Source organism: Candidatus Viridilinea mediisalina (assembly GCF_002532535.1).
Classification (GTDB): domain Bacteria; phylum Chloroflexota; class Chloroflexia; order Chloroflexales; family Chloroflexaceae; genus Viridilinea; species Viridilinea mediisalina.
This window is the reverse complement of the sequence record NZ_NQWI01000144.1, coordinates 1-11,470: the sequence shown is the minus strand read 5'-3', so window position 1 is coordinate 11,470 and position 11,470 is coordinate 1. Positions and strand designations below refer to the sequence as shown.

Here is an 11,470-nt window from a genome sequence, read left to right as displayed (position 1 = left end):
AGATTGGAGATTGGAGATTGGAGATTGGAGATTGGAGATTGGAGATTGGAGATTGGAGATTGGAGATTGGAGATTGGAGAACATGGCGTCTCAATGGGCTTTTGCGTGCTTGATGATGCGGCATGTTCAAGGGTAATTTGGTATTACACTGCACCAATGCTGGTTGTCCATGCCGCATGCTCAATCCTCATTACAGCAGATTGCGAGGTTATGTTTGCGATTCAGCTATTGGCTCTCGGCGATCACATTTGGGATAACGTTGCTGCTCATGGTTGGGCTGCTCAGTAGTTGCGCCAGTGCGCCCGCCACGCCGCACACTGTTCGCTACATTGGCCTCAAGGTCTACGATCCGGTCTACATTGCCCAAGCACAGGGGTTCTTTGCCCAGCATGAGCTTGACGTGCAGATCCTCGATCTCGTGGCTGGGGGGCCAACGGCGCTTCAGGCCATCGCAGCGGGCCAAGCCGAAGCGGGCCTCTCCAGTATTCCAGCGATCATCAATGCCAACCAGGCCAACCTGCCGATCTTGGGGGTAGCCGACATCCAGAGCATTTTGCCCAACCAGGCGTTGAAGCAGTGGTATGTGCGTGCCGACAGCAGCATCGCGCAGCCCAGCGATCTGCGGGGCAAAAAGATCGCCGTCAATCTCGTGCGCTCTTCGTTCGACTATAGCCTCGACCTCTTGCTCGATCAGGCGGGGTTGCAGCGCAGCGACGTAGAGGTGGTCTTGTTACCCTTTGACCAGCAGGGCACGGCGTTGCTGAGTGGCCATGTGGACATGATTGGCCTCTTGGCGCCTTACACGGGCCAACTAGAGGCGCGGGCGGGGGCGCAGGTGCGCGTCCTGCTTGATGGTCATGCCGTCTTTGGGCCACAGCGCCAAATCTCGCAGATTGTCGTCAACCGCACCTGGGCCGCAGCGCAGCCCGAGACTGCCCGTCGCTTTGTTGCAGCCCTTGCCGAGGCATGCGACTGGGCCAATGCCCACCCCAACGAAGCGCGGCAGATCATCGCAGCAGCCACTGGCGTAGAGGCTGAAGCCATCCCCGACTACGCCTTTGCGCCGGGCGGGCGCGTCAGTGTTGAGGATGTCGCCTGGTGGATGGAGGTCTTACGCCGTCGTGGCGACCTAAGCAGCACCACGTTGCGGGCAGAGCAACTAGTTTGGAATTAGGCACTCCCCTTCCCAAGAACCAGATGCGAATCGGTCATGCGACGGGTTGAGGCCCAGTGGTACTGCGGTAGCATGGGGTAAGAGAAGGATATAGCAACGAGAACGTAGAAAATAGGCACTAGCGCAAAAGTCGCTATTGCAAAATCTGAAGTCTAAGAAGCTGTCTGAAAAGTCCATGAACTGGCGTTGGAGTGCCGGCTTCAGCCGGCTAAAGCCGGCACTCCAACGCATGTCCACTAGCTTTTCAGACAGCTTCTTAAGGATACCTACGCTATGATTCGAACCCTTGCTGACCTGCACATCCATGATCTTGCTCATGCTGGTGGTAAAGGGGCTCGTCTGGGGGCAATGGTGGGGGCTGGTTTGCCTGTGCCTGCTGGATTTGTTGTCCTGACGGATGCCTATCGTTTGTTTGTTGAGACTCATGGCTTGCATGCTGCGATCCATGCGTTGCGGGCCACTGCGTCTCTGGAGCGCATGGATGCGCTTACTGGGGCTGCCCATGCGTTGCAGCAGCGCTTTCTGGCGGCAGAATTGCCCGCTGCCTTGCGTAGTGTGATAGTGCAGGCTTATGAAGCTCTAGGGGCTGGCCCGGTGGCAGTGCGCTCTTCGGCGACGGCAGAGGATTTGCCGGATGCTTCGTTTGCCGGGCAGCACGATTCCTACCTGTACATTGATGGCCCTGATGCGCTCTGTGATGCGGTGTTGCGCTGTTGGGCTTCGCTCTGGAATCCGCGGGCGGTGGCCTATCGCTGCCAGCAGGATCTGCATCTGGATGACGTGGCGCTGGCGGTGGTGGTGCAGCGTATGGTGCCTGCCGAGCGTGCCGGGGTGCTCTTTACGGCGCATCCGATCAACCATTGCCGCGATCAGATGCTGCTGAGTGCTTCGTGGGGCTTGGGTGAGGCGGTGGTGAGCGGTGAGGTTTCGCCTGATCAGTGGGTGGTAGAGGGGCGCAGTGGTGCGATTCTGGAGACGCATGTTGCGTTGAAGGAGGTTATGACGGTGCGTGCGGCCTCTGGGACGACGACGCATCCTATGCCGGAGGAGTTGCGCGCTGTGCCTGCCTTGAGTGCCCAGGAGGTTGCTCAGGTGGTTGAGCTTGGGCGGCGGGCGGCGGCCTTTTTTGGCTCACCGCAGGATGTGGAGTGGGCCTGGGCTGAGGGGCAAGCCTATCTGGTGCAGTCGCGCCCGATTACCTCGCTCTTCCCGCTGCCCGAGCCGTTGCCCGAGCCGCATGATGGGTTGCGCCTCTATCTGTGCCTTACGCTCCACGCTCAACAGATGTGTCAGCCGTTGACGCCGAGTGGCATTGAGTGGTGGCGCGCCTTGGTGGCGAGTATTACCACGGCTACTACTGGCAAGGCGCAGCCTGCGATGCCTTGGTTCAAGGTGGGGGCGGGGCGTATCTTTGTTGATACCACGGCATTGCTGCGTACTGCTGAGGCCTGGCAGCAGCTTGGTACGGCGTTGGCCGATAAGGATGCGATCACGAGCGTCGCGCTGATGGAGTTGCAGCAGCGCATTGGCCCCGCAATCATCAACCAGGGGCCAGGTTTGCAAATGGGCCTGCCCATGCTGTCGCTTGGCATGCGCCTCGCTTGGCGCGCCCTGCTCGCTGCGCTCGGCCCCGACCAGGAGCGGAAGCGGGTTGTGGCCGAGACCGATCAGGCGCTTGAGGAGCTAGAGTGCGCTGCTGCACAGCTTTCAGGCGTCACGGCGCGGATTGACTTCATCGAGCATGTGCTAGCGCGTCAAGGGGCAATGGTCTGGCTGGTGCCGGTGGCAGTGATTATTCCCGCCCTCATGGCTGAACAGGAGTTGAAGCGTCGGGTAGAGCAGTGGTTTGGTGATCTGGAGCTCTTCAGGCCCATCCAGCGAGCCTTGCCCTACAACCCCACGACCGAGATGGGGCTGGAGTTGTGGCGTTTGGCCCAACGCTTCAAGGCGGAGGGCTTGGAACCGCATGGCGATCATCCGGCGATCAAGCGTTTTCTGCTGCGCTATGGCCACCGGGCGCTCTGGGAGATTGACCCTGGCATGGCGCGTTGGGATGAGCAGCCCGATTATATTTTGAGTGTGTTGCGGCGCTATATGGATCAGACCGATGCCCGTGATCAGGTGCAGCAGTTCCATGCCCACGAGAAGGCAGCGCGGGCGGCGGCGGATGCGTTGGTGGCTCGTGTGGCGCAGCAGCAGGGCCGTAGGGCCGCATGGTTCGTGCGCCAACTGCTGCGGATCTACCGCCAGCTTGGGGGCGTCCGCGAACAGCCCAAGTTTGACGGCTCGCGCATGATTGCCCTAGCGCGGCGCATACTCCAGCAAGTGGGTGCCGAGTTGGTCGCCCGGGGGCAACTCGCCGAGGTGAACGATGTCTTTTTCCTTAGCTTCGCCGAACTGCGTGCCGCCGAGCGCCAGCCAGCGGCCAACGATCTGCGACAGCAGGTAGCAGCCGCGCAACGAGCCTACCAGCAAGAACAGCAGCGCCGCGCCGTACCCCGCTGGATGACCAGCAACGGCGAGTGCATCTTTGGCGTCAGCAGCAGCAACGTTGAAGGCCAACTCAGCGGCATCCCCGTCTCAGCGGGCACCTACACAGGCCAGGTACGGATAGTCCACGACCCCACCAGCACCACACTGGCTCCCGGAGAGATCCTCGTCTGTCGAGGCACCGACCCGGCATGGACGCCACTCTTTCTCAGTGCAGGGGCACTAATCATGGAGACCGGCGGTGCCGTCTCGCACGGCTCTGTCGTCGCCCGCGAGTATGGACTCCCAGCGGTGGCCGGTGTCGCTGGGGCCACCACCCGGCTACACGACGGGCAGTGGGTGCGGGTGAACGGCGCTACGGGCCATGTGGAGTTGCTGGAGCATAAAGCAGCGTAAAAGGGAGGGGTTCGGGGAGGGCGAAGCCCTCCCACGCTCCTAGAGGTTCCAGAAACATTACCTGTAAAGACTAGATCGGCTATAAAAAGAAAGGTTCTCATGCATACTCTCATCTTCGGAGCAGGGCCACTCGGCAGCCTCTTTGCCGCTAGGCTGGCCCAAGCGGGCCAGCGTGTAACCCTCTTGGCCCGTGGCCAGCGCCTTGCCGACCTACAGGAGCATGGGATTGTCCTTGAGCAGAGCCTGAGCGGCGAGCGCGAGGTGGTGCGCGTGGATACCACGGCCCAGCTTGCGCCCGACGATCATTACGACCTGATCATCGTCGTGATGCGAAAAAACCAGGTGTTGGAAATTCTGCCCACCCTAGCGGCCAACCATGCCAGCCCCAACATTCTCTTCATGATGAACAGCGCCACTGGTGCAGCGGAGGTAGCGGCAGCCCTTGGACGCGAACGGGTCATGTTGGGCTTCCCGCTGCCTGGTGGCGAACGGGATGGCCATGTAATCCGCATCGTCCCCAACCGCCCCAAGCACCCGTGGGTCTTACCCATTGGCGAAGTGGACGGCGCAGAGAGCGAACGGCTCAAGCAGGTCGCGGCGCTCTTGGGCAGCATGGCGGGCTACGCGGTCGAGATGCGCAGCGACATGGAGGCATGGCTCACCAGCCATGTTGCGATTGTCGGCCCGGCGCTATCCGCCGTAATCTACGCAAGCGGAATTGATCCACAGCGCATGGCGCACACCCCCGACGCACTGATCCTCGCGGTACGCGGGCTCAAAGAGGCAATCCGGGCATTACCCATGGCTGGCATCAGCCCAACCCCAGGCATCATCTGGCTCATCCCCTTCATACCCGAACCGATCCTCGTACAGATCCTGCGCAGCGTATTGAGCAGACCAGAGCTAGAGGCGAGTTTGCGCGGCCATCCGGCTGCTGCACGCGACGAGATGCAGTTCCTTGCCAACGAGTTTCTCACCCTCGTCAAGGGGGCCGGGGCAGCCACACCGCTCTTAGATCAACTCTACCCCTACTTTGATCCGCGCACCCCGCCGCTACCCGAAGGCAGCAGCCAGATCGCTATGGACTGGCGCGGGCTCTGGGGGCTTGGCGCGGGGGCAGTGGTAGCTCTGGGGCTGGTTGGGGTACTGTTGTGTAGCCATAGGCGGGGTTACGTTTAGGGCGGCAGACCTAAACGTGGTACTATATGCCATACTACACCCCTCGTGGCACATACCATCTTTCAGCCCCAAGGCGAAGGTTTCAGACAAGTGGGTCACTTTACCATCTTGCGAGGATGCGTGAGGCGAAGAGGCGAGGGCTTCGCGTCTTCGCCTCTTCGCGTCTTCGCAAACAGTAAAGCTGCCACGCCTCATCCCAAGGGAATCAAGCATGCCCCCCCAAACACCCGATTGGCCCCCTGCCGAATGGTATCGCCGTCTGCGTGACCGTGATCCGCAGGCATGGACGCTGCTCTACAACAAATGTAAGTCCCTGTGTCATTCCATGTTACGGGGCTGGCCAGCGTCCGAACTTGAGCCCGATGACGTGGCCCAGCACGTCTTCAAGGAGGTCTGGGAGCACTTGGATGAGTGGGATCATGTACAATCCTTCTCTGCTTTTGTGCAGCAGCGTGCCCAGTGGCGTTGCAAAAGCCAGATGCAGAAGGCGCTCACTGAACGGCATCGGCGAGTGCAAGATCGGTCTCTCAGTGCTGATGCGGACGAGCGCACGCCGCTGCTTGAGCGGCTTGCTGCCCCTGATGTCATTGTGCAGAGCTTTGAACAAGCCCCTGAGCATATCGAGCCCACAAAAGCGCCCGTCTATAGCGCACTCCAGAGCTGTATTCAGCAACTCAAGCCGGTGGATCAGCGCATCCTCGCCCTCTGGATGCAGGGTGCGCAGCATAGTGAAATTGCACCGTTGCTCATACCTCCCCGCAGTACCAACAGTGTTCAGGTGCGTTTCCATCGCATGGTAAAAAACTACCTGCCCCGTTGTCTGCGTAACAATGGTATTTCCGAGACCGAGATCATCCGGATTTGGGGATGGAAAGGATTGGCCACCTGATGGAAGCGAAGCACTATGATCGTCTTTTGCGTCAAATTGCGCTGCATGCCGAGGTGACAGCCCAAGGCTATGAGCTTGAGCGTGCCTATGCACAACTTGACGACTATATTACCAGTGAGTTGGCGGGCGAAGCGGTGCAGGAGCGTTTTCCCGAAGTGGCCTTCTTTCTTGCCACCAACGAAGATTTTGGCACGATCTACCAAGCCTTACGTCGCCATGCGCTGAACGATGATCCCGCTGTCGCACTGGATGAGCCGGTGGATCTGGAGCGATTGAGCGCCTATGTTGATGGGCGGCTTACGCTGGAACCCAATGATCTTGCCCGCCCCCTGAGCACTCCTCCCTCCCGCGCTGACCGCGAACAAGCCTATGTGCTACAACTGCTGCCCTATTGGCAGCAACACCTCCCGCAGCGGGGCGGACTCTTCATGGATGCGGGTGACGATAGCGTAGAGGCGGTTGAAATCCCTGAATGTACTGAACCAGCCTGGTTGGATCTGGTGCTGAACCAAGAGGACGACGGGGCGGTTGTTGATGGCCAAGTGCGCCCGTTGCACGCAGAACTGCTTCAGGCTCCCGTGCGCCTCTATCGGGTTGAGGCCACCCCGACGCCAAAGGTAACCCTGCATACTGAAACCCAGGTAGATCGCTTTGGCCATTTTGCCTTCCACACCATTGCCCCCGGACGTTATGTACTTGCCCTTGTGCTTGATGATGAAATTGTCGGCACGACATGGCTTGATGTATGAGAGGCTGTCTGAAAAGTCTACGGGTTGGCGTTGGAGTGCCGGCTTCAGCCGGCTAAAGCCGGCACTCCAGCGTGTGCCCCCCAGATGTTCAGACAGCTTCTGAGGAAGGGTTGGCACATGCAGACCGCCCAACTCATTGATCTGATCTGTGATCCGAAACGTACACTCGACGAAATTGCTGAAGCAATCGAGGCCCAGTTGCCCGCTGAGGCAATCACACATGAGCTGTTGCGCGAGCTACGCATCGCCCTGCGCGAAGCGTCCGAGCAAGGGCTGGTTGTGCGTGGCATGCTGGTGGGCGCACGTCTCGCCCCAGCGGGAACGGCAAGCGCCCTTGACCTCTATGGTATGTGGGTCAATCGGGCCAACATGAGCCAGATCGATCTCAACCTGTTGCGCGTGGCGGCCTGGGCCTACCGCTGGGCTGGAGACGAATTGGGTAGAGCAATGGCCCTCGTCAATCTGGCCGATGGGCTCTTTGTGCGTGATGACTTTGCGGCGGCGATGGAGGCCGCCCAAGCCGCACTCAAGCTCTTTGAAGCCGCACAGCATCAGGCTGGGATTGAAAAGGCCAAATTGGTGCAAGCCAACACCTTGGTTGAACTGCAACAATTCGACCAAGCTGATGCGCTCTTTCAAGAGCTAGAAGCGAGCATTACGGTCGCTTATGATGACCCCGACGATGTGGTGCGCTATGTCGAGCGCCTGAACCTCTGGGCCTGTGCCGTCGAGAACTTGCGTGATGAATTTGCGTGGGCACAGCGCCTCTACCAGCAGGCAGAGGCATTGTTGCCACATACTGGCGCACCAACCCCCTTTGTGGGCAGTGCGTTCCGTCTCGCACTCAATCAGGGCATCCTGCACCAGCGCATTGGTCGCCATGCGGAGGCTCGGCGCTTCTTTGAGGAGGCTACACAGCTCCTGAACGAAGGCTATGTGAACCGCTTCCTGACCGATGCTGATCGCTTTGATCTCTATCAAGAGCAGTTGAGCTTGGCGTTGCTGCTTGATGATCGGCCTTGGGCTATGACGTTTCTGGATCAACTTGATACGTTGCTGGAAACGGGTGAAGGTTCAGCGAAACAACGGGCCGAATTGCTGCGCTTCAAGGCGTTCCTGAGCGAGCAGTTCGACCAAGTTGAGCAATTGATGGGCAAAGCCATTGCGCTGTTTCGTGAGCTTGGTGCGGATCTCTTGGCACTGGCTTGTTATACTCAATTGGCCGAGCGGGCCTATGAGGCGGGGCGCAACGCTGTTGCAACTCACGCCCTGGCTGAGGCCCAAGCGCTTTTGGCGGCCCATCCGAGCCCACGGCGACAGCTTGAACTAGGCCGCATTGTGGCCCAACACGATGCCAGCATGCCCCTTGGCGAGCGGGTTGCTACGGCACAGGCTTTGGCCCAGGCGGGCGATCCACTGGGGGCTGCCGCACTCTGGGAGGTGGTGGGACGTGCCTATGAGCAGGCAGCAGAGCTTGACGCGGCCCGTGAGGCTTATGCCCAGGCTTTGGCAGCCATGGCGCAGGCACGCGGCATGGTCCGGCTCAGTCTGCATACCCTGCGCTTGGGTGCCACCCGGCGCCGTGCCGCTGAACGCAGTTTCTACCTAGCGCCTGATGCTGAAGCGGCCTTTGAGCTGAGTGAACAGGTACGTGCTCAAGCATTGCTCGATGAGTTGAGCAATGCGGGCCTATGGCGCTTACTCGATCACGAAGATCTGCACGAGATCAAGCAAGCCTACGAGCAATTGAGCTATGCACAAGCCAGCCTCAGTCTGCGCGAGTTGCGAGGGCAACGCCCGATCATTGCAGGGAGTAGCAGTGCCGACATCCACACCGTGCAGGCACGTCAGCAGGCCGAAGCGGCCTACTTTGCCGCTACGCAGCGCATCGCCGACGCAAAGATCGCCCGTGTCGGCTGGATCACAGGACAGCCCGCCACACGCAAGGCTATTCAAGCCGCATTGCCACCAGGAGCGCTCTTAGTCGCCCCGACGCTCATTGGCAGTGAGGCTCAGGCTGAACTATGGGCCACCGTACTGGATGCTCAGGGGCACATCCAACGGCTCTGTTTGGCCGACAAGAGCGCATGGAAGGGCTTTACGCGCCGTTGGCAAGAAACGAATCTACTCACCCCCAAAGGGCTTGCGCGCAAAGAGGCGGCTGATCTTGCACTGACCTCGCTCTACCGCATCTTCTTTGCCCCCCTTGAAGATAGCCTCACCACAGCCAGCAGCCTCGTGATTGCCCTAGACGAGGCCATGCCACTCTACCCCCTGCATGCGGCATTCGATAGAGCGCACTACCTACTTGAACGTATGCCAGTGAGCTACATACCCAGCGGGAGTCTGCTCACACTCTTGCACCAGCGCCATGCCACACGCCAAAGCGCATCCCAACGCTGGGTGCTTGGCTACGACGCCCAAGGTGAAGCGGAGTATGCACAGCTCAAAGGGCTTACCGCAGAGCTTGCCACCCTCAGCCAGCTTATTGGTGGCGCACAGCGTCACGGCCCCTTTAGCCCCGACGAACTCTTAACCCTCAGCCAGCGAGCGCGCAGCCTACACCTCATGGCCCATGGCCAATTTCCGGCCCATGGCAGCGGGCGTTTCGCCCAACTAATCACCGGGCCACGGCGGCTCTACGCCGACGACCTCTACCGCACCGAGCTACAGGCCGATCTGCTCTTCCTCGACGCATGCCACAGCGGGCAAGTCGGCCCGGGCATGCAAGGCTTCATTGGTGCGGCCCTCGTCTCAGGAGCCAGTGCCGTCATCGCCGCCATGTGGCAAGTCCAATACGACACCGCCCGCCCACTGATTCGCTCCTTCTACCACCACTGGCGCAGCGGCCTACCCTGCGCCCAAGCCCTCTGCCGCGCCCAGAGCGATCTTGCCCACACCATGCCAGCGGGTGCCTGGGCCCATTTTTATCTTACCGGCATGCCGGAGTTGCCTTTTAGTTGAACGTTGAGCATGGAGCGTTCTAAGGCAAGCCCATTGCTGCAATTGGGACTAATGCCTGCCCTGCAACGCCGTATTCACCTCAACCAAATCAAAGTATTCAGGGTCAAACGCTTCACCAATCCAATCAAGCAACTCTTCGTGATCGGGATGTTCAGGGTCAGCGATAGCCTGTAAAAAATCGGCGTAGCCCCAAATACCCCCGCAATCCTCTGGCGGGCAGGCCCGCTTGCCTGCCGTGCAGCGCGGATAGAGCGTAGCGGCTTGCGGTTCAAGAATCTTTTCCAGTACGACTTGATGTTCCCAATTATCACCAAAATCATACTCATAGAGCAGATGTTGCTTAGGCGCACGGAGCAGCGTATGTAGGTGGCTCGTGCGTTCATCCTGCACCTCCATAATGTCATCCAGATCGGGGGTGCCGTAGGAGATACCGTTAGCGGTGAACGCATGCAGATGCGAGTCGGTCCAGCCCATCACCTCTTGGATGATCGTATGCAGCATTTCCAACGTGATATCGTCAGCAACCTCGACCCGTCGCCAGATCGGGGGCTTGCTGCCTTTGAGCGTAATCTTCAGTTGATAGATGCGACGTGAGGGCGTCGCAAGCTTGCGTGGCATGGGAAATTCCTTATACCATTTCAGATTGTAGATTGTAGATTGTAGATTGTAGATTGTCGAACGTGGCGTCCCGATGGGCTTGTTGGTGTGCTAGCGGCGGCGCGGGGCTTCGACAAGCTCAGCCACCGCGCCGCCGCCTGTCGCTGGCTCGGTGGTTGAGCCTATCGAAACCAGCCTGTCGAAGCCAGGGTGGTCGAAGACTCGCCCTCGCCCCGCTGCGGGGCTTCGACAAGCTCAGCCACCGCGCCGCTGCATGTCGCTGGCTGAGCTTGTCGAAGCCAGCGGCGGGGCAGCCTCGTTGGCTTCGACAGGCTCAGCCAACGAGGCTGCCACCACCCTGGGACTGTCGCCTTCAACAAGTTCAGATAGTACTCCATGCTGTGTGTAATTACGCGAGTAGATTGGTAGCTTTTCAGTAGCTCCTTCAATCAGCACACGTTTCTTTCTGCGACTCCAGCCTTGCACCTGCTTCTCACGGAAGAAAGCGTCATCAACACGATCAAAATATTCACAGTAGACCAACTTCACGGGCAGGCGTTTAGCAGTATACCGTGCGCCAAGCCCTTGTTCGTGCTGCCAGAGGCGATTCTCAAGATCCCTTGTGCTACCGGTGTAATAACTTCCGTCCGCACATTCAAGCATATACATGTACGGCATCAATCACCTCTGAGCTTACTCCTATATACCCTGTCAAGCGGCCCGTCGTTGGCTGCGACAGGCTCAGCCAGCAAAGCGAGCCAGTGGCGAAACCAAGTGGCGGGACTAGCGCCTTATTCTAACTCACAAAAGCCTGTTAGCGCGAAGAGGTTCTGGGCCCCGCCGCGTGGCTTCGACAGGCTCAGCCAGCGGCGGGGCGAGGGCTGAGCTTGTCGAAGCCAGCCTATCCGCTGGCTGAGCTTGTCGAAGCCAGCCTGTCGAAGCCAGCCTATCCGCTGGCTGAGCTTGTCGAAGCCAGAGTGGGGTCGAAGCCCCGCCCTCGCCCCGCCGCGTGGCTTCGACAGGCTCAGCCAG

General features: G+C 59.7%; 10 protein-coding genes. 7 read left to right on the top strand and 3 right to left on the bottom strand.

Translation table 11 applies throughout. From position 1 onward, the window contains the following. The 7 genes from CJ255_RS24200 to CJ255_RS19315 all read left to right on the top strand — a co-directional run. The coding region (locus tag CJ255_RS24200) for a hypothetical protein (RefSeq protein WP_217352497.1) at positions 1–288 on the top strand (288 nt) is incomplete at its 5' end. After that, a complete protein-coding gene (locus CJ255_RS19340; protein WP_217352496.1) occupies positions 269–1,174 on the top strand; it encodes an ABC transporter substrate-binding protein in 906 nt (301 codons plus the stop codon). The genes CJ255_RS24200 and CJ255_RS19340, both read left to right, overlap by 20 nt. 273 nt (positions 1,175–1,447) lie before the next feature. Then, complete coding sequence (locus CJ255_RS19335; RefSeq protein ID WP_097645731.1) at positions 1,448–4,060, top strand: PEP/pyruvate-binding domain-containing protein; 2,613 nt, start codon at positions 1,448–1,450, stop codon at positions 4,058–4,060. A 99-nt stretch (positions 4,061–4,159) separates the two neighbouring features. Then, positions 4,160–5,239 carry a ketopantoate reductase family protein gene (locus tag CJ255_RS19330; RefSeq protein WP_097645730.1) on the top strand — a complete coding sequence of 360 codons (1,080 nt, stop codon included), beginning with the start codon at positions 4,160–4,162 and terminating at the stop codon, positions 5,237–5,239. A gap of 211 nt (positions 5,240–5,450) precedes the next feature. After that, on the top strand, positions 5,451–6,128 hold the full coding sequence (locus CJ255_RS19325) for an RNA polymerase sigma factor (protein ID WP_097645729.1): 678 nt from the start codon (positions 5,451–5,453) through the stop codon (positions 6,126–6,128). Further along, the gene (locus tag CJ255_RS19320) at positions 6,128–6,877 is read left to right on the top strand and encodes a hypothetical protein (protein WP_097645728.1); all 750 of its coding nucleotides are present in this window, start codon (positions 6,128–6,130) and stop codon (positions 6,875–6,877) included. Before CJ255_RS19325 ends, CJ255_RS19320 begins: the two co-directional genes overlap by 1 nt. Before the next feature lie 117 nt (positions 6,878–6,994). Then, entirely contained in the window at positions 6,995–9,841 is a 2,847-nt protein-coding gene (locus CJ255_RS19315) for a CHAT domain-containing protein (protein ID WP_165774813.1), read from the top strand. 48 nt (positions 9,842–9,889) lie between these two features. Here CJ255_RS19315 and CJ255_RS19310 read toward each other — a convergent pair whose 3' ends face one another. The 3 genes from CJ255_RS19310 to CJ255_RS24195 all read right to left on the bottom strand — a co-directional run. After that, on the bottom strand, positions 9,890–10,459 hold the full coding sequence (locus CJ255_RS19310) for a plasmid pRiA4b ORF-3 family protein (RefSeq protein WP_097645726.1): 570 nt from the start codon (positions 10,457–10,459) through the stop codon (positions 9,890–9,892). Between the two features lie 234 nt (positions 10,460–10,693). After that, on the bottom strand, positions 10,694–11,107 hold the full coding sequence (locus tag CJ255_RS19305) for a GIY-YIG nuclease family protein (RefSeq protein WP_217352495.1): 414 nt from the start codon (positions 11,105–11,107) through the stop codon (positions 10,694–10,696). A gap of 122 nt (positions 11,108–11,229) precedes the next feature. After that, a partial coding sequence (locus CJ255_RS24195) for a hypothetical protein (protein ID WP_217352494.1) occupies positions 11,230–11,470 on the bottom strand: 241 nt, incomplete at its 5' end.